The 18,206-nt window shown below is 70.3% G+C and carries 18 protein-coding genes; 13 read left to right on the top strand and 5 right to left on the bottom strand.

Going from position 1 to position 18,206, the window contains the following annotated elements; genetic code table 11:
• Positions 1 to 15: 15 nt before the first annotated feature.
• Positions 16 to 1,092, top strand: coding sequence for an agmatine deiminase family protein (locus ACSHWB_RS37610; protein WP_439658072.1), 1,077 nt, complete (start codon positions 16 to 18; stop codon positions 1,090 to 1,092).
• Entirely contained in the window at positions 1,089 to 1,646 is a 558-nt protein-coding gene (locus ACSHWB_RS37605) for a TetR/AcrR family transcriptional regulator (protein ID WP_439658071.1), read from the top strand. Before ACSHWB_RS37610 ends, ACSHWB_RS37605 begins: the two co-directional genes overlap by 4 nt.
• Here the strand turns inward: ACSHWB_RS37605 and ACSHWB_RS37600 are convergent.
• Complete coding sequence (locus ACSHWB_RS37600) at positions 1,643 to 2,407, bottom strand: alpha/beta fold hydrolase (RefSeq protein WP_439658070.1); 765 nt, start codon at positions 2,405 to 2,407, stop codon at positions 1,643 to 1,645. The genes ACSHWB_RS37605 and ACSHWB_RS37600 overlap by 4 nt on opposite strands.
• 432 nt (positions 2,408 to 2,839) lie before the next feature.
• Between ACSHWB_RS37600 and ACSHWB_RS37595 the strand changes: the two genes are divergently transcribed.
• On the top strand, positions 2,840 to 3,745 hold the full coding sequence (locus ACSHWB_RS37595; protein ID WP_439658069.1) for a sulfite exporter TauE/SafE family protein: 906 nt from the start codon (positions 2,840 to 2,842) through the stop codon (positions 3,743 to 3,745).
• Here ACSHWB_RS37595 and ACSHWB_RS37590 read toward each other — a convergent pair.
• Positions 3,742 to 4,272 (bottom strand): TetR/AcrR family transcriptional regulator, encoded by a 531-nt coding sequence (locus ACSHWB_RS37590; RefSeq protein ID WP_439658068.1) that lies wholly within the window; start codon positions 4,270 to 4,272, stop codon positions 3,742 to 3,744. The two genes, ACSHWB_RS37595 and ACSHWB_RS37590, sit on opposite strands and share 4 nt — an antisense overlap.
• Positions 4,273 to 4,358: 86 nt before the next feature.
• Here ACSHWB_RS37590 and ACSHWB_RS37585 point away from each other — a divergent pair, with 86 nt between their 5' ends.
• A complete protein-coding gene (locus tag ACSHWB_RS37585; RefSeq protein WP_439658067.1) occupies positions 4,359 to 5,564 on the top strand; it encodes an FAD-dependent monooxygenase in 1,206 nt (401 codons plus the stop codon).
• A 7-nt stretch (positions 5,565 to 5,571) separates the two neighbouring features.
• On the opposite strand, the gene ACSHWB_RS37580 is transcribed toward ACSHWB_RS37585, so the two are convergent.
• Positions 5,572 to 7,230 carry a M14 family metallopeptidase gene (locus ACSHWB_RS37580; protein ID WP_439658066.1) on the bottom strand — a complete coding sequence of 553 codons (1,659 nt, stop codon included), beginning with the start codon at positions 7,228 to 7,230 and terminating at the stop codon, positions 5,572 to 5,574.
• Positions 7,231 to 7,334: 104 nt separating this feature from the next.
• Between ACSHWB_RS37580 and ACSHWB_RS37575 the strand changes: the two genes are divergently transcribed.
• The 5 genes from ACSHWB_RS37575 to ACSHWB_RS37555 all read left to right on the top strand — a co-directional run bounded on the left by ACSHWB_RS37575 (position 7,335) and on the right by ACSHWB_RS37555 (position 10,576).
• Positions 7,335 to 8,057 carry a class I SAM-dependent methyltransferase gene (locus ACSHWB_RS37575; protein WP_439658065.1) on the top strand — a complete coding sequence of 241 codons (723 nt, stop codon included), beginning with the start codon at positions 7,335 to 7,337 and terminating at the stop codon, positions 8,055 to 8,057.
• A 13-nt stretch (positions 8,058 to 8,070) separates the two neighbouring features.
• Entirely contained in the window at positions 8,071 to 8,661 is a 591-nt protein-coding gene (locus ACSHWB_RS37570; protein ID WP_439658064.1) for a DinB family protein, read from the top strand.
• A 5-nt stretch (positions 8,662 to 8,666) separates the two neighbouring features.
• A complete protein-coding gene (locus ACSHWB_RS37565) occupies positions 8,667 to 9,245 on the top strand; it encodes a DinB family protein (RefSeq protein WP_439658063.1) in 579 nt (192 codons plus the stop codon).
• A gap of 192 nt (positions 9,246 to 9,437) precedes the next feature.
• Positions 9,438 to 10,013 carry a pyridoxamine 5'-phosphate oxidase family protein gene (locus ACSHWB_RS37560; RefSeq protein ID WP_439658062.1) on the top strand — a complete coding sequence of 192 codons (576 nt, stop codon included), beginning with the start codon at positions 9,438 to 9,440 and terminating at the stop codon, positions 10,011 to 10,013.
• A gap of 62 nt (positions 10,014 to 10,075) precedes the next feature.
• Positions 10,076 to 10,576, top strand: a complete 501-nt coding sequence (locus ACSHWB_RS37555; RefSeq protein ID WP_439664740.1) for a pyridoxamine 5'-phosphate oxidase family protein — start codon at positions 10,076 to 10,078, stop codon at positions 10,574 to 10,576.
• Here the strand turns inward: ACSHWB_RS37555 and ACSHWB_RS37550 are convergent.
• Both ACSHWB_RS37550 and ACSHWB_RS37545 read right to left on the bottom strand, forming a co-directional pair.
• Positions 10,553 to 11,839 carry a M20/M25/M40 family metallo-hydrolase gene (locus ACSHWB_RS37550; protein WP_439658061.1) on the bottom strand — a complete coding sequence of 429 codons (1,287 nt, stop codon included), beginning with the start codon at positions 11,837 to 11,839 and terminating at the stop codon, positions 10,553 to 10,555. The genes ACSHWB_RS37555 and ACSHWB_RS37550 overlap by 24 nt on opposite strands.
• 15 nt (positions 11,840 to 11,854) lie before the next feature.
• On the bottom strand, positions 11,855 to 12,682 hold the full coding sequence (locus ACSHWB_RS37545; RefSeq protein ID WP_439658060.1) for a M55 family metallopeptidase: 828 nt from the start codon (positions 12,680 to 12,682) through the stop codon (positions 11,855 to 11,857).
• A 44-nt stretch (positions 12,683 to 12,726) separates the two neighbouring features.
• Here ACSHWB_RS37545 and ACSHWB_RS37540 point away from each other — a divergent pair, with 44 nt between their 5' ends.
• The 4 genes from ACSHWB_RS37540 to ACSHWB_RS37525 are packed head-to-tail and all read left to right on the top strand — an operon-like array spanning position 12,727 to position 17,803.
• Positions 12,727 to 14,484, top strand: a complete 1,758-nt coding sequence (locus ACSHWB_RS37540) for an ABC transporter substrate-binding protein (RefSeq protein ID WP_439658059.1) — start codon at positions 12,727 to 12,729, stop codon at positions 14,482 to 14,484.
• Positions 14,485 to 14,529: 45 nt separating this feature from the next.
• Positions 14,530 to 15,435 (top strand): ABC transporter permease, encoded by a 906-nt coding sequence (locus ACSHWB_RS37535; protein WP_439664739.1) that lies wholly within the window; start codon positions 14,530 to 14,532, stop codon positions 15,433 to 15,435.
• Positions 15,432 to 16,274, top strand: coding sequence for an ABC transporter permease (locus tag ACSHWB_RS37530; protein WP_439658058.1), 843 nt, complete (start codon positions 15,432 to 15,434; stop codon positions 16,272 to 16,274). Before ACSHWB_RS37535 ends, ACSHWB_RS37530 begins: the two co-directional genes overlap by 4 nt.
• A complete protein-coding gene (locus ACSHWB_RS37525; RefSeq protein WP_439658057.1) occupies positions 16,271 to 17,803 on the top strand; it encodes an ATP-binding cassette domain-containing protein in 1,533 nt (510 codons plus the stop codon). Before ACSHWB_RS37530 ends, ACSHWB_RS37525 begins: the two co-directional genes overlap by 4 nt.
• Positions 17,804 to 18,206: the final 403 nt, after the last annotated feature.

Below are 18,206 nucleotides of genomic sequence, written 5' to 3'. Positions count from 1 at the left end.
GATTACCGTGGGGTCATGAACAGGCGCAACTTCGTGCAGTCGGCGGCAGCGGCCATCAGCGGCCTGCTCGCCGGCTGCACAGGCAGGTCCGGCGGTGACACCGCAGGTGAGCAGGCATGGGTGATGCCAGAGGAGGGTCAGCCGCACCGGCGGACGTGGATGGCGTTCGCCGCGAGCGAGCGGATCTGGGGTGCCGGCCTGCTGCCCCGGGTACGGCGGGACCAGGCGACGATCGCGACCACGATCGCCCGGTTCGAGCCGGTGTCGATGCTGGTGCGCGCCGAGGACCTGGAGCTGGCCCGGTCGTTGATGCCCGGTGTCGAGCTGGTGGTCGGCGAGCTGGACGACCTGTGGATGCGCGACACCGGTCCGGTGTTCGTGCGCGGCGGTGGCGCGGTCGACTTCAACTTCAACGGCTGGGGCGGCAAACAGGAACACCGCCGCGACGCGAAAGTCGCCGCGTTCGTCGCAGGTCAGGCCGGTGCCCGGCGGGTGCGCACAGACCTGGTGCTGGAGGGTGGCGCGCTGGAGGTCGACGGCGAGGGCACGGCGATCATCACCGAGAGCTGCGTGCTCAACAACAACCGCAACCGGGGCTGGAGCAAGAGCGACGTCGAGCAGGAGCTCGCCCACCTGCTCGGGATCAGGAAGGTGATCTGGCTGCCGGGCATCGCCGGGCGTGACATCACCGACGGCCACACGGACTTCTACGCGCGGTTCGCCGGACCCGGTGTCGTGGTGGCGGGGCTGGACAACGACCCCGAGTCGTTCGACCACGACGTGACGCGCCGGCATCTGGAGATCCTGCGTTCCGCCACCGACGCCGCCGGACGGCCGTTGCGGGTCGAGGTGCTGGAGGGCCCGCAGACCGTGCGGGTGCGCGACGAGGACTTCGCGGCCGGGTACGTGAACTTCTACGTGTGCAACGGCGCGGTGGTCGGGCCGGAGTTCGGTGACCGGCGGGCGGACGCCGCGGCGAAGGCGACGCTGGAGCGGCTGTTCCCCGGACGTACGGTGGTGCAGATCAACATCGACGGGATCGCGTCGGGCGGTGGCGGCATCCACTGCACCACGCAGCAGGAACCGAAGTGAGGGAACCCGTGTCGGAGCGCAGGACGCAGATGCTCGAGGCCGCGGTGCGGGTGATCGCGCAGGACGGCGTGCGCGGGTTGCGCGTCGAGAAGCTCGCGGCCGAGGCCGGGGTGTCCACGGCGTTGATCTACTACCACTTCAAGGACCGCGCCGGGATCCTGCGGGCCGCGCTGGAGCACGTGAACCACCGGGCGCAGTCCTACACCGGCGGCGAGGACTCCGGTGATCCGCGCACGCGGGTCGAGCAGATGCTGCTGGGCGAGCTGCAGGACACCGCGTTCGTGCGGGAGACGAGCGTCGCGTGGGGCGAGCTGCGGGCCAGCGCGGCGTTCCACGAGGAGCTGCGCGCGACGTTGCGCACGGCCACCGACGCGTGGAACTCCGACGTCGAAACCCTGCTCCGCCAAGCGAATCCGGACATCGACGCGGCGGCGGCCGCGGAACGGCTCACCGCGCTCGTCGAGGGGGTGAGCGAACGCTGGCACAGCGGCTCGCTGACCCTGCAGCGGGCGCGGGAACTGCTGGCCGGGGCGATCGCCCGCGAACTGGGTTAGACCGACAGCCGCTGCTGGGCGACGGCGCGCGCGAAGCCCTCGACGTTGTCGATCATGATGTTGTGGCCGGTGTTCGGCACGGAGACGAGCTGCACACCGGACGCGGCGAGATCGCGGCCGCCGCTGGGCGGTGCGTCCTCGGGGTAGAGAAAGACGCGCGGGATCTCCAGTTCCAGCAACAGCTTGCGCATCGTGGGCGACGTGCCGCGCACGAGGTCGACGGCGCTGCGGTAGAGGGCCTCGCGGCCGGCCATGCGCATGGTGGCGGCCCAGTGCGGGCCGACGTCGCGCAGCACGCGCTCGAAGCCGTGGCTGAGGAAGTCCGCCTCGCCGTAGGCGGCGATGCCCCGGCTGCTGGGGGCGCCGAGCGAGGGGACGGCGGGGTCGATGTGGGGGTCGACGAGCACGAGCGAGCGCACCATCTCGGGGTGGCGCGCGGCGAGCACGATGGCGACGGCGCCGCCCATGCTGTGACCGATGATCTCGCTGCGGCGCAGCCCGATCTTGGCCAGTGCCACGGCGAGCGCGTCGGCGTGGCCCTCCAGCGAGTAGGCGAACCCGGCGGGCCGGTCGCTGATGCCGAAGCCGAGCATGTCCATCATCAGGCTGCGGCGGCCGGCCAGCAGCGGGTGGGCGACGGCCTCTGCGTAGTAGGGAGCCGACGAGGCGCCCAGTCCGTGCAGGTAGACGCGTGCGGGCGAGGCGCCCGGCACTTCGACCCAGCGGATCCGGACCCCAGGTCTGATCTCGACGGCGCGCATGTCTCTCCCGGCGGTAATCGGTGTGCGGACCCTACCTCGCGCCCGGACCGGCCGAGAGCGGTTTCGAGAGTCCGTTCTCATCTGGTCAACGAGCCGCGCGGACACCACTGCGGGCAGCAGCGTCACGGCGGTGAACACGAGGGTGTAGCCGAATCCTATGGCGGCGTGCAGGGGACGTGAGCGTGCTCCCTCGCACAGCTGCGAGCGCGGTGGCACCGATCGCGACGGCGAGCAACCAGGCGTGGCGTAAGGCCATCGCGTGATGTTCGTCCACGGGAGCGCCGGCCGACAGCGACCGAACGGCGGCTTTTATCGCCGTGGGGTCGAATTGGCAACCCCTTCGCCACCAAGGGTTCCGTCATGTGGTCATCGTTGGCTGATCTTGGTTCTGTCCGGATCATCACCATCAACCCGACGGATTGGACGGCCGGCATGAGACAACTGCTCCTGCTCGCTTTGGTGGGCCTCGGCGCACAGCTCGTCGACGGCAGCCTCGGCATGGCGTACGGCGTGACCTCCACGACGCTGCTGCTGGCGATCGGCACCAGCCCGGCCGCGGCGTCGGCGACGGTGCACCTGGCGGAGATCGGCACGACGCTGGCGTCCGGGTTCTCGCACTGGCGGTTCGGCAACGTCGACTGGAAGGTCGTCGCGAAGATCGGCATCCCGGGCGCGGTGGGCGCGTTCGCCGGGGCGACGTTCCTGTCGAGCCTGTCCACCGAGGTGGCCGCGCCGGTGATGTCGCTGGTGCTGCTGGTGCTGGGCCTGTACGTGCTGATCCGGTTCACGACGTTCGGGCTGCCGCGCACGAACCTGGGCAAGCCGCTGCGCAAGAGGTTCCTCGCGCCGCTGGGCCTGGTCGCCGGGTTCGTGGACTCGACCGGCGGCGGTGGCTGGGGTCCGGTCGGCACGCCCGCGATCCTCGCCAGCGGCCGGTTGGAGCCGCGCAAGACGATCGGGTCGATCGACACCAGCGAGTTCCTCGTGGCGGTGGCGGCGAGCGTGGGCTTCTTCGTCGGCATCGGCAACGAGGGCGTGAACTTCACGTGGGTGCTGGCGTTGCTGGCCGGTGGCCTGATCGCCGCGCCGATCGCGGCGTGGCTGGTGCGGCACGTGCCGCCGCGGGTGCTCGGGTCGGCGGTCGGTGGCGTGATCATCCTGACCAACGTCCGCACGTTGCTGCGCAGCGACTGGATCGACGCGAGCGACGCGGTGAAGTGGCCGATCTACGGGCTGATCTACGTGGTGTGGGCGGCGGCGCTGGCGTACTCGATCCAGCAGTACCGGGCCAACCGCGACGAGGAGCGCAAGATCGTGGCCGAGGCCGAGAAGGTCTAGACGCCCAGGGCTGCGCGCGCGGCCGTCACGGTCGCCGCGCGCAGCTCCTCGACGGGGGTGTCGGGGAACTGCATGGTGCAGTCCTGCATGCCGCCGAACGCCAGCACGGCGCGGGCCTGCTGTTCGAGGGTCGCCTCCGCGCCGAACACGAGCCGGGTCAGGCGGGCGCGCCAGGACAGCACGACGTCGATCAGGCCGAGCTCCGCGAGCGTGGTCAGCTCCGTGAGCAGCAGCATCATGTCCTTGCGGTGGCGGTGGTGGAAGTCGAAGAAGCCCTCGATCAGCTCCACCGGTGCCACGTCCGCGCGTTCCTCCATGCGGGCCAGGAACCCCTCGCCGTCGTCGAGCAGCGGGGTGACGATGCTGCGGACGAGGTCCTCGCGTGAGGTGAAGTGGTAGTAGAGCGCGGGTTTGGTGATGCCGAGGCGGTCGGCGATCTCCTGCAGGCTGGTCTGCTGCACGCCCTGGGAGGCGAACAGCTCGCGCGCGGTCTGCATGATCCGCTGCTTGGTGTCGGACTTGGCCACGTGCCGAATCTTACTTAACGATCGGTAAGTCGCGGGTGTACGCTCGCCCCAGTTCACTTACCGACCGTTAAGTAAGGAGCTTTGACGTGCGGATACTCGTTTCCGGAGCCAGCATCGCCGGCCCGGTGCTCGCCTACTGGCTCACCCGGCACGGGCACGAGGTGACGGTGGTGGAGCGCTCGCCGGTGCTGCGCAAGACCGGCGGGCACGCGGTCGACCTGTTCAAGCCCGCGATGGACATCTCCGAACGCATGGGGGTGCTGCCGCGCATCGAGGCCCTGGCGACCGGGACCACGCGGCTGACCTACCTGCGCGAGGGCGCGCGCAAGCCGATCAGCGCCGACGTGACGAAGTTCTTCGCGGCCGCGTCGGACCGGCACGTGGAGGTCATGCGCGACGACCTGAGCGAGATCTACTACGAGGCCACGCGCGCGGACGTCGAGTACGTGTTCGGCGACTCGATCACCTCCATCGGCGACGAGGTGAGTTTCGAGGTCGGTGCGCCGCGGCGGTTCGACCTGGTCATCGGGGCGGACGGGCTGCACTCCAACGTGCGGCGGCTGGTGTTCGGCGAGGTCGAGAAGACGTTCGTGGGTGCGTATCTGGCCGTGTTGTCCGTGCCGCGGTCGTTGGGTGTGCCGGGTGAGATGACTGGGCATATCGGGCCGGGGCGTACGGCGGCGGTGTACAGCGCACGGCATCTGGACGACGCACGCGCGGTGTTCCTGTTCCGCTCACCCGAGCTCTCCTACCACCACCGGGACGTGGCGCGGCAGAAGCAACTGCTGCGGGAGGCGTTCGCGGGCCAGCATCACGAGGTCGACTCGTGGCTGAAGCACCTCGACGGCGACGCGGCGTTCTACTTCGACTCGATCACCCAGCTGCAGGGCGACACGTGGTCGCGCGGGCGGGTGGCGCTGGTCGGCGACGCGGCCTACTGCCCCGGCCCGGCGATCGGCGGCAGCACGAGCCTCGCGGTGCTGGGCGCCTACGTGCTGGCGGGCGAGTTGTCCGCGGGTTCCGACTTCGAGGCGGCGTTCACGCGGTACGAGGACGAGATGCGCGGCATCGTGCACGACAGCAGGGCGTTCGCGCTCGGGGCGGCGAAGACGTTGATCCCGTCCACCACGCTGGGTGTGCGGGCTCTGGTGCGGGGCGCGCAGCTGGTGACGTCGTTGCCGTCGTGGATGATCCGGCCGCTGGCCAAGCTGAACTCGAAGGGCGTGCGGCTGCACGACTCGATGCGCGTGAAGGACTATGAGCGTCAGGGCGCCGGCGTACCGGCGCCCTGACGTCAGGTCAGAACTGCAGGCTCCACTTGTCGAGGAACCCGGTGTCCTGGTTGGCGTTGTCGTTGACCCGCAGCTGCCAGGTGCCGTTGGCGACCTCGCTGGAGGCGTTGACGGTGTAGGTGGTGTTGATGTTGTCCGTGCCGCCGCCCGCGCGGTTGTGCAGGACGTAGACGGTGCCGTCCGGAGCCACCAGGTCCACCTTCAGGTCGCCCTGGTAGGTGTGCTTGATGTCCACGGCGACCTTGAGGGTCGACGGCGCGTTGCCGGTCACCTCGGCCACCGTGATCGGCGAGTTGATCGTGGTGTTGTCGCGGATCTGGAAGTCCGCGGCGTTCTCGAAGAACTTGCCGGGGCCGGGCGGGGTCACGCCGCAGTACTGCGATTCCTTGCCGATGGCCTCGTACGGGCAGTCGGCGCGTTCGAGCAGCTGCAGCACGGCCTCCTTGTTGCGGGAGGTCTGCGCCGGGATCACCTCGTCGGGCGGGTAGAAGCCGCCACCGCCGGCGCTGCCGGGGTACATCTCGAAGGTGTAGGCGAAGATGCCCTGCGTGCCCCACAGCCAGTCGGGGATCGACCCGTCGGTGATGTACAGGTCGCTGGACTGCTCGGGCGTGTAGCCGTTGCTCTGCGCCATGGACTGGCCGATGGTGGCGAACGTGTCGCGCTGGTCCTGGGTCAGGCCCGGTGCGACGTCGTCGTAGGTCCAGCCCCACGGCCACAGGATGAGCTCGCTGTAGGTGTGGAAGTCGATGGACGCGCCGATCTGCTGCTTGCCACCGACGTTGCGGCTGCGCACGAAGTCGGACACGACCTTGACCTCGGGCGCGGACGCCGCGCTCGGGCCGCGGTAGGTCTCGGAGCCGGTGCTGCCGCTGGAACCGCCGCAGCAGCCCCACTTGTAGTCCCAGTTGCGGTTGAGGTCGGTGCCGACGTTGCTCGAACCGGCGTTGGGCTGCCGGTTCTTGCGCCACGACCGGTAGCTGCCGGTCGCGATGTCGTACTCGCCGCCGTCGGGGTTGACGTCCGGGATGATCCAGATCTCACGGGTGTCCACCAGGTCGGTCAGCCGTGCCTCGCTGCCGTACTTGGTGGTGAACTCCTTGATCAGGTACAGCGCCATCTCGACGGTGAGGTGCTCACGGGCGTGCTGGTGGTGCGTGAACAGCACCTCCGGCTCGTTCTCGTCGACGCCGACGTTGTCGCTGATCTTGAGGGCGACGATGTCGCGGTTCTCGTAGGACTTGCCGATGACCTGCTTGCTGATCAGGTTCGGGTAGGCGGCGACGGCGTTGTTGATCTCCGTCGTCATCTCGGCGTAGTTGTGGTAGTTCGAGTCCGCCGCGGGGAAGTCGAACGGCCCGACCGCCGCGTTCGCCTCCATCCGCTTGGGCAGCTCGGTGATCTCGAACCCCTGTGCCTTCAGGTTCTTGACCTCGCGGGCGGTCGCGGTGATCACGACGATGCCGTGCTCCTCGACCGAGTCGATCGCGGCGCCGGACTTGGCGAGCTTGCTGCGCTGCTCAGCGGTGCGGACGTCGCTGACCTGGTAGTTCGTCGACGTTTCCTCGGCGCCGGGTGCCGCGCCGGTGGGCACGCCTCCCATGGCGAACACGACGCTCGCGGCGACGGTGACCCCGATCAGGGGTCTGAGATGGCTCTTTCGCATGCAGGGCAACCCTTTCGTACCACGGCAGGGACATGGCTCGACAATGTGTAGTGCGTGTGAAGGCTCACTGTCATCCCGCCATCCGTATGGGGTTACCTGGTGGGATGACGCGCTACGACGCTGTGGAGGCGGGTTCGTACCGATTGGCCCGCGAGATCTCGCTCGGCGGGTTGGTGTCGTGGCGGGACGCGGTGGCGCCGTATTTCCTGCCTGGGCGCACGGTTCTGGACCTCGGAGCGGGCACCGGGTTGTTCGTGCGGGCGTTCCGGGAGTGGTTCCCGGAGGTGTCCGTGGTGGCGGTGGAACCGTCGCCGGCGATGCGGGAGGCCTCGGGGTTGCCGATGCTCGTCGGGGACGCGGGCGCGATCCCGTTGCCGGACGCGTCGGTGGACGTGGTGTGGATGTCGACGGTGGTGCACCACGTGCGGGACCTGGCCGCGGCCGGGGTGGAGTTTCGGCGGGTGCTGCGTCCGGGCGGTGTGGTGGTGCTGCGGTCGTTGTTCCGCGAGCGGCACTCCGGGATCGGGCTGTTCCGGTTCTTCCCAGAGGCGGTGCGGGGCATGCCGGGGTTCCCGACGGTCGAGGAGGTGGCGGACGGCATGGGGTTCGCCGTGCAGCGGCTGGAGGCGATCCCTCAGGTGACGGCGTCGTCGTTGGCGGACAAGGCGTCCACGGTGCGGCAGGAGTCGGACACGCTGCTGCGGTCGCTGACGGCCGCGGAGTTCGCGGCGGGCCGGGAGCGGTTGCGGGCGGCGGCCGCCGTGGAGTCCGGGCCGGTGGTGGACCACCTGGACCTGCTGGTGCTCAAAACTGTCGGTGCCGTCTGAGACGCTGCTTGCTGTGGACGAGAAGGCACTACTGCACCGGTACCTGACGGCGGCGCGTGACGCGTTGCTGTGGAAGCTCGACGGCCTGTCGGAGTACGACGCGCGGCGCCCGCTCACGCCGACGGGCACGAACCTGCTGGGCCTGGTGAAGCACGCCGCCGGGGTCGAGCTCAACTACTTCGGCCGCGTGTTCGACCGGCCGTTCCCCGAGCCACCGCGGTGGTCGACCGCGGACGCCTTACCCGCCTCCGACATGTACGCGGACACCGACGAGTCGCGCGAGTCCGTCGTGGCCTTCTACGCGCGGGTGCGGGAGTTCGCCGACGCGACCATCGACGCGCTGCCGCTGGACGCGCCCGGCGTCGTGACGTGGTGGCGGGAGGAACGGCGCGCGGTGACGCTGCGGCAGGTCCTCGTGCAGGTCTCGATCGAGCTGCACCGGCACGCCGGGCACGCGGACGTGGTGCGGGAGCTGATCGACGGCGCGGTGGGCATGCAGGACGGCAACACGAACATGCCACCGGTCGACGCCGGGTGGTGGGCGGGGCACCACGCGAGGCTGGAGGAAATCGCCGCCACCGCCGGCGCGACTCTGCGAGGGTGAGCGGCATGGCCTCTGACCCGAAAGCCGACCTGCACCGCTACCTCAAGGCCGCCCGCGAGGCGTTGCTGTGGAAGCTCGACGGCGTGTCGGAGTACGACGTGCGGCGACCGTTGACACCGACGGGCACGAACCTGCTGGGCCTGGTCAAGCACCTGGCCGGGGTCGAGGCGGGGTACTTCGGCGACTGCCTGGGGCGCCCGTTCCCCGAGAAGCTGCCGTTCGACGTGGACGCGGACCCGAACTCGGACATGTTCGCCACGGCGGACGAGTCGCGGGAGGACGTGCTGGGGCTGTTCGCGCGGGCCACGGCGTTCGCGGACACGAGCATCGAGGAGCTGCCGCTGGACGCGCCCGGTGTGGTGCCGTGGTGGCCGGAGGAACGCAAGTACGTGACGCTGCACCTGCTGCTGGTGCACGAGATCGCCGAGGTGAACCGGCACGCGGGGCACGCGGACATCCTGCGGGAGGGGCTCGACGGGATGGCCGGGCTGCGGGCGGGCATTTCGAACCTGCCGCAGCAGGACTGGCAGGCGTACTGGGACCGGGTGGAGCTGGAGGCGCGCAAGGCGTCAGGGCAGGCGTGAGCGTGTGCTGAGGCCGCAGGAGCGGTCCCGGCACGAGCGGTCGGCTGACGGCGGGTGCGGACTCGCCGGAGATGCCGGCCGTGTGCCTGGGCGTGCTGGGGTGCGGGTTCTCCGCGGACGGGCCGCCGGAGCTCGTTCAGCACCTGGGAAAGGTGGCTGACAGGGTCCGCGCGGCGATCGATACTGCTTCGCATGGGTAAGGAATACGAGCGGATCGAGCCGCGGTTGCGGGAGTTCATCGAGAACCAGAAGGTGTTCTTCGTGGCGAGCGCTCCGCTGGCGGGCGACGGGCACGTCAACCTCTCGCCCAAGGGCCGGCAGGGGACGTTGCGGATTCTGGACGACCGCACGGTGGCCTACCTGGACTTCGGGGGAAGCCATGCCGAGACGATCGCGCATCTGCGGGAGAACGGGCGCGTCACGCTGATGTGGTGTGCGTTCGAGGGGCCGCCGACCATCGTGCGCGTGCACGGGCGAGGTGAGCCGGTGTTCCGCGACGATCCCCGGTTCGCCGAGCTGGTGGCGGGGTTCGGGGAGGCGGACGGCCCGGCGTTGCGGGCGGTGGTCGTGGTGACGGCGGAGCTGGTCAGTGACACGTGCGGGTTCGCGGTGCCGTTCATGGACTACCGCTCCGAACGGGAGCTGCACGCGGACTACTTCGGCCGCAAGACCGACGACGAGTTCCGCGAGTACACGAACAAGAAGCCGTACAACAACGCGAGCATCGACGGCCTGCCCGCCATGGAGCTGCCGCTGCCACCCCGCTAGAAGAATCTTCGGGCGGGGTGTCGAGAACGTCGTGGCGGCTCCGTCCCCGGGGCATGACGACGATGACGCAGAGCGAGATCCTCGAGGTTCTGAACCGGCCGCACAGCAAGGAGCTGCTGCACCGCGACATGCTGCGGATGGCGTACGTGGCCAAGGACGGCACGCCGCGTGCGATCCCGATCGCGCACACGTGGAACGGCGCGCAGCTCGTGCTGTGCACCTCGAAGAACGCGCCGAAGCTGCACGCGCTGCGGGCCAACCCGGTGGTGGCGCTGACGATCGACACCGAGGTGCACCCGCCGAAGATCCTGCTGATCCGCGGCACGGTGGAGCTGGACGAGGTCGACGGCATCCCGCAGGAGTACCTGCAGATGAACGGCAGCTACGACATGTCGCCGGAGCAGCGGGTGGAGTGGGAGCGGGAGGTCCGGTCCCTCTACGACGGCATGGTGCGGATCGTGGTGACTCCGACGTGGGCGAAGCTGATCGACTTCGAGACGACGCTGCCCAGCGCGGTGCAGGAGCTCGTCGAGCAGCGGTCAGCTCGACAGGAAGCGGTCTAGGACGCGCACGCCGAACTCCAGGCCCTCGACGGGGACGCGTTCGTCGACGCCGTGCGCCATCGCCCGGTAGTCGAAGCCCAGGGGCAGGCGCAGCGGCGAGAAGCCGTAGCAGTGGATGCCGAGGCGGCTGAACGCCTTGGCGTCGGTGCCGCCGCCCAGGCAGTACGGCACGACGGCCGCGGCGGGGTCCTCGTCGCGCAGGGCGTCGGCCATCGCGGCGAACCAGGGCGTGTCGATCGGGGCCTCGACGGGCGGCTGGTGTTCGAGGAACTCGCGGGTGACGCCGGCGGGCAGCAGCGAGTCGATGGTGGTGACGAGCTCGTCGACGGTGCCGGGCAGGGTGCGGACGTCGAGGTGCGCGGTGGCGGTGCCGGGGATGACGTTGACCATGTACCCGGCCTGCAGCATCGTCGGCGTGGTCGAGCAGCGCACGGTGTTCTCCACCAGCTTCGCGGCGGGGCCGAGGCGGGCGACCGTGCCGTCGACGTCGTCGAGGTCGACCTCCACCCCGAGCGCCTTGCCCGCGCCCACGAGGAACGCCTCCACCGTCGGGGTGAGCCGGACCGGGTGCTCGTGCGCCGCGATCCGCGCCAGGCACGTGACCAGCGCCGTCACCGCGTTCTGCTCGTTGCGCCGCGACCCGTGGCCCGCGCGGCCGCTCGCGGTGAGCTTCATGTGCGACGTGCCGCGCTCGGCCGTGCCGATCGGGTACAGGCGCACGCCGTCGACGTCGTAGGAGAACGCGCCGGACTCGCTGATCGCGGCCTCGACCCCGGCGAAGTGCCCGGCGTGGTGCTCCACGAGCCACTGCGCGCCGTGGGCGCCCTGGTCCTCCTCGTCGGCGACGAACGCCAGCACGACGTCGCGGCGCGGGCGGCGCCCCTCGGTGTGCCAGCGGCCCAGGACGGTCAGCGTCATCGCCGCCATGTCCTTCATGTCGACCGCGCCCCGGCCGTGCACGAACCCGTCGCGGATCTCGCCGGCGAACGGGTCGAAGCTCCACTCGGCGGGGTCGGCGGGCACGACGTCGAGGTGCGACTGGACCAGCACGGCGGGCAGCGACGGGTCGGTGCCGGGCACGCGCGCCAGCACGTTGGTGCGCCGCGGGGCCGGTTCGAGCAGTGTGGGCGGCACCCCGTTGTCCTGCAGGAGCGCCGCGACGTGCTCGGCGGCCTCCCGCTCGCCCGCGGAGTCGCCACCGCCGCGGTTGGTGGTGTCGAAGCGGATCAGCTGCGCGCAGACCTGCGCGACGTCCAGCGTCATGGCGACACCCTACGGTCAGCCGTAGATGCCCTCGATCGCCGCGCCCGCGATGTGGGTGACGACTTTGAACGCCTTCATCGCCTCGGTCATCGACGCGGCGTCGAACCCGACGCGCCGCACCCCGATCAGGTCCACGGTGGGCACGATCGCGGCGGCCTCGGCCAGGTGCGAGGCGTCGAACTCGACCTCGATCCGGTGCGGCTCGACGACCCCGGCCGAACGCCCCGCGGTGGCCATGGCCGCGGTGGCCGCCTCTGTGATCTGTGAAGAAGTCACCGCCGGTGGCAGGCACACGGCCGCATACCGCGACACGCACTCCTTCACGGCCACCGTCCACGCCGAGGCCGCGTAGGACGCGGCGTCCTCGCACGTGAGGTCGTCACCGGTCACGAGCAGCACGGGAACGCCGTGTTCGGCGGCCAGTGCGGCGTTGAGACGGCCCTCGGAGGCGAGCACGCCGTCGAGCCACACGCCGGTGATGGAGTTCTCCATGTAGGTGTGCGCGAGCACGCCCCGGGAGCCGGCACCTGTGTGATAGCCGAGAAACACCACTCCGTCCACATCGGAGTCGATACCTTGCATCATCGACAACGGCTTGTGCCGGCCGGTGAGCAGCCGCGCCGACTCGTGGAGGTCCTCGAGCAGGAGGTTGCGTTGCGAGGAATGCGCCTCGTTGACGAGCACCTGCTCGGCCCCGCCCGCGAGCAGGCCGTACACACACGCGTTGACGTCCGCCGTGAACAAGCGCCGGAACCGCAGCCACTGCTCCGTTCCGGGGACGACGTCCCCGGTCCAGGTGACTCCGGTGGCGCCTTCCATGTCCGCCGAGATCATGATCCGCACATCTCGGTAAGTTAGCGGTGGGCTGCTGGGGAAGAGGGGTTTTCGTGCGGGTGAAGTTGTGCGCGTTGCTTGCAATAGCAACGACACTGGGGCTTTCGGCACCTCCGGCGACGGCGCAGGCGCCCGTCATCCTGAAGGTCGCGATCGTGCAGCAGATCGACTCGATGAACCCGTTCCTCGCGGTGTTCCAGTCGAGCACCGAGATCGGCCGGCTGATGTACGACTACCTGACCGCGTACGCCGCGGCGGACCAGTCGGTGACCGAGGGCCTGGCGAACAGGTGGGAACCGTCGGCGGACAAGCTGACGTGGACGTTCACGGTCCCCGAGGGCAAGAAGTGGTCCGACGGGGTGCCGATCACGGCACGCGACGTCGAGTTCACCTTCAACCTGATGCTCAACGACCAGATCGCCCGCACGGCCAACGGCAGCTTCGTCACCAACTTCCAGGACGTCACCGCCACCGACGACCGGACCGTGGTCATCAGGACCAAGACCCCGCAGGTCACGATGCTGGCGCTGGACGTCCCGATCGTGCCCCGGCACGTGTGGGAGAAGGCCGGCAGCATCAAGGACTACACCAACGACCAGATGCCGGTCGTGGGCTCCGGCCCGTTCGTGCTCACCGAGCACGTGCCCGGGCAGTTCATCAAGCTCCGTGCCAACAAGGACTACTGGCGCGGCGCGGCGAAGTTCGACGAGCTGCACTTCGTGTACTTCCAGAACTCCGACGCCGCGGTGCAGGCGCTGGGCAAGGGCGAGGTCGACCTGGTCAACCGGATGGCGCCGGCCCAGTTCGACTCGCTGCAGGGCAAGGCGGGCGTGACCCTCAACAAGGCGCAGGGCCGCCGCTTCACCGAGCTCATGATCAACCCCGGCGCGCAGACCCGCACCGGTGAGCCGATCGGCGACGGCAGCCCGGTCCTGCGCGACGTGCGGGTGCGGCGGGCGATCGCGCAGGCCATCGACCTGGACGCGCTGGTGTCGAGGGTGAACCTCGGGTACGCGGAGAAGGGCGCCGGGCTGGTGCCGCCGGTGTTCACCAAGTTCCACTGGCAGCCCAGCGCGGCCGAACAGCGCAAGTTCGACCCCGCGGCGGCCAACGCGGCTCTCGACGCCGCCGGGTTCCCGCGCAAGGCCGACGGCACCCGCTTCGCGCTGCGGTTGATCGGCCGTGCCGGGCGGGCCTACGACGAGCAGGCCAGCGAGTACCTCAAGCGGTCGATGGGCGACATCGGCATCCCGCTGGACGTGCGGCTGGTCTCGGACAACCAGCTCAACGAGTCCACCACCGCCGCCACCTACGACCTGGCGTTCTCGGGCTGGTCGACGAACATCGACCCGGACTTCGTGCTGAGCCTGCACACCTGCGCGCAGCGGCCGGGCGCGGACGGCAAGGGCGGCACCACCGACGCCTACTTCTGCGACGAGACCTACGACCGGCTCTACGCCCAGCAGCTCTCGGAGTTCGACGAGGGCAAGCGCGTGGAGATCGTGAAGCAGATGCAGGCCCGGTTCTACGACCAGGTGCCCGCGGTGGTGCTCGCGTACGAGAACGCGCTGGAGGGCTACCGGTCCGACCACTTCGCGAAGTTCACGACGCAGCCCGCGCAGGGCGGCGTGATCATGGCGCAGAACGGCATGTGGGGCTACTACGGCGCGGAGCCGGCGCAGCGGTCGGTGCAGGCGCAGGGCACCCGGTGGGCAGGGCTGGCGCTGGGTGGTGCGGTGATCGCCGGGCTGGTGCTGGCCGTGGTCGTGATGGCCCGGCGGCGCAACGCCACGGCAGGGGAGCGCGAGTAGGTGCGGCTGGCCGGTCGGTTCGGTGGTGCCGCGCTCAGCTTGCTGATGGTGGCGGTGCTGGGTTTCTTCCTGTTCCGGGTGGTGCCGGGCGACCCCGTGGTCTCGATGACTCGGGGCCGCCCGACCACCGCGGCGATGCAGGCCGAGCTGCGGGCGCAGTTCGGCCTGGACCGGCCGCTGCACGAGCAGTTCTGGAGCTACTTCACCTCGTTGCTGCAGGGCGATCTGGGGACGTCGTTCACGTTCCGGCGCCCGGTCTCGGACGTGATCCTGGAGCGGCTGGGGCCGACGGTGCTGCTGGTCGGCACGGCGACGCTGGTCGCGGTGCTGCTGGGGTTGTGGCTCGGGGTGCGGGCGGCGTGGCGTCGTGACTCTGCGTTCGACCGGGTCACGACGGGGGTGTCGCTGACGTTGTGGGCGGTGCCGACGTTCTGGCTGGGCATGCTGCTGATGATGGTGACGGGGGATCTGTTCCCGTCGCGGGGCATGCGCGACACGGACACGGCGCCGGACTTCGTCTCGCAGGCCCTCGACGTGGGTCATCACCTGGTGTTGCCGTCGGTCACGCTGGTCGCGGTGGTGTGCGCGGAGTACGCGCTGGTGATGCGGTCGTCGTTGCTGGAGGAGATGCACGCCCCCTACCTCACGACGGCCCGCGCGAAGGGTCTGCGCGACGACCTGGTGCGGCGCCGGCACGCCGTGCCCAACGCGGTGCTGCCGGCGATCACGCTGGTGTTCCTGCGGTTCGGGCTGGTGGTGGCCGGGGCGATCACGACGGAGACGGTGTTCTCCTGGCCGGGTCTGGGGTTGTTGTTCTACGACGCGCTGACCGGGCCGGACTACTTCCTGCTGCAGGGGCTGCTGGTGGTGACGGCGGGCGCGGTCGTGGTGATGAACCTGCTGGCCGACCTGCTGCACGGGGTCCTGGATCCACGGGTGAAGGTCGTATGAGCGGCATCGAGACGAGGACCGGGTTCCTGGCGCAGCGCGCGGGACTGGCGGGGGCGGCGGTGCTGGCCGCGGCCGCCCTGATCGCGCTGGTCGCGCCGCTGCTGATCCCGGACGACGCGCTGGACGTCACCCGCGTGACCGACGCGGCGTGGCAGTCGCCGGGTGCGGGGCACTGGCTGGGCACCGACCACGCCGGGCGGTCCATCGCGTTGCTGATGGCGCAGGGCGCGGGGACGTCGTTGTTCGTGGGGCTGACGGCGGCGGTGCTGGCGGTGGGCATCGGCACGCTCGTCGGCATCCTGAGCGGTCACTTCGGCGGGCTGCTGGCGGGGGCGTTGCTGCGGGTCACGGACTTCTTCCTGGTGCTGCCGGCGCTGGTGCTGGCGATCGCGTTGTCGACGGTGCTGCCGCGGGGGCTGGGCACGATCGTGCTGGCCATCGGGCTGACGAGCTGGCCGTCGACGGCGCGGATGGTGCGGGCGCAGACCTTGACGATCGAGGCCCGGCCGTTCGTGGAACGCGCACGGGCGCTGGGCGGCGGTCACACCCACGTGATCGGGCGGCACGTGCTGCCGTCGGTGGTGCCGCTGGTGCTGGTCAACGCGACGCTGGCGGTGGCGTCGGCGATCGTGGCCGAGTCGACGCTGGCGTTCCTGGGGCTGGGTGACCCGGCGCGGATCTCGTGGGGCGCGATGCTGCACCAGGCGCAGCTGCACGGGGCGGTGCCGCAGCGGGCGTGGTGGTACCTGCTGCCGCCGGGCCTGGCGATCGTGGTCGTGGTGCTGGCGTTCACGCTCGTCGGGCGCGCCCTCGAAGCCGTCGTGACGCCGAAAAGGTGAACCCGTTGCTGGAGCTGAAGAACCTCACCGTCCACTACGGACCGAAATGCGTCGTCAACGACGTGAACCTCACCCTTGCGCCCGGTCGGACGCTGGGGCTCGCGGGTGAGTCGGGGTCGGGCAAGTCGACGGTGGCGATGTCGGTGCTGCGGCTGCTGCCGCGTTCCGCGAGCGTGTCCGGGGAGATCCTGCTCGACGGCGACGACGTGACGACGATGTCGTGGGGCCGGTTGCGGGCGGTGCGGTGGGCGTCGGCGTCGATCGTCTTCCAGGGCGCGATGCACTCGCTCAACCCCGTGCAGCGGGTCGGTGAGCAGATCGCCGAGCCGATGCGGCTGCACGGCACGCCCGGCAGCGTGGCGGAGCTGCTGGAGCAGGTCGAGCTGCCGCCGGACAAGGCACGCGCCTATCCGCACGAGCTGTCGGGCGGGCAGAAGCAGCGGGTGATGATCGCGATGGCGCTGGCCTGCGGGCCGCGGCTGGTCATCGCCGACGAGCCGACCACCGCGCTGGACGTGGTGGTGCAGGCACAGGTGCTGGCGGTGATGAAGCGCCTGGTCGCCGAGCAGGACCTCGGGTTGCTGATGATCAGCCACGACCTGTCGGTGCTCGCCGAGACGTGCGACGACCTGGCGGTGATGCACCGGGGCGAGCTGGTCGAACGCGGCCACACCCGCGAGGTGATCGCCAACCCCCAGCACCCCCACACGGCGGCGCTGACGGCCGCGTTCCCGGTGATCGGCGACCCGGCGCACCGCTGGGCGGAACCCGCGCCGACGCCGGAGCCGTTGCTGCAGGTGCGGGACCTGGTGGTGGACTACGGGCGCACGCGCGCGGTCGACGGGGTGGACCTGACGATCGGGCGGGGCGAGATCGTGGCGCTGGTCGGGCAGTCCGGCTCCGGCAAAACGACACTGGCCCGTACCATAATGGGGCTGCGGAATCCGTCCTCCGGTCGGGTGATCTTCGACGGCGCCGAGGTGGGTCGCGGCGGCAAGGCGCTCAAGGCCTTCCGGCGGCAGGTGCAGCTGGTGCTCCAAGATCCGTCCAGCGCCCTGAACCCGCGGCACAAGGTGTTCGACGCGGTCGCCGAGGGACCACGGGTGCACGGCGTTCCCGGCGACCTGGAATCCCTGGTCACGGCCGCTGTGGAACGTGCAGAGCTGCGTCCGGCGAGCCTGTACCTGGAGTCGTTGCCCCACGAGCTGTCCGGGGGTCAGCAGCAGCGCGTGGTGATCGCCGGCGCACTGGTGCTGCAGCCCCGTCTGCTGGTGGCCGACGAGCCCGTCGCCTCCCTGGACGCCTCGGTGCGGGGCGAGATCGTGGCCCTGTTGCTCCGGTTGCGCCGCGAACTGGGCCTTGCTTCATTGATCATCACGCACGACCTAGGGCTGGCGTGGCAGATCGCCGACCGGGTCGCGGTGATGCACCAGGGGAAAATCGTGGAACAAGGCTCAGTCGAAGAAGTCCTCCTCACCCCCACTCACGACTACACGCGCGCCCTGTTGCGCGCGGTGCCCCAGGTCTGAGGGTGATCCCGATCGAACACGCCCGGTACCGGGCCTCGCTGACGCCTGCCGAGATCGGGCGGGGCGGGGCCGACGGCTGGGTGGACGTCGACGAGGTGCCGACGCTGGCGCGGCTGGCGTGGCACGACCTGGGCCGCCCGCCCGGGGTGCTGGGCGAGCTCGCGCAGGCGTGCGAGCCGGGGCACGTGCTGGAGCTGTGCCGGATCCTGGCGTCGACCTCGCGGGCCGACACCGCGGCGGTGTGGCGGTACTTGGCCGCGGACTTCGCCCGCACCGGGGAACGCTCCGACGGCCGGCAGCGGTTCCTGCTGGACCGGGCGATGCGCGGCGAGGGCATGAACTGGGGCGACTACGCCGCGCTGATGGGCATCGCCCGTCCCGAGGAGGTCGACGCGGCGTTCGA

The sequence above is a fragment of the Lentzea sp. HUAS TT2 genome, from assembly GCF_051853195.1.
Lineage (GTDB): Bacteria > Actinomycetota > Actinomycetes > Mycobacteriales > Pseudonocardiaceae > Lentzea.
This window is presented reverse-complemented; position numbering and strand designations above follow the sequence as displayed.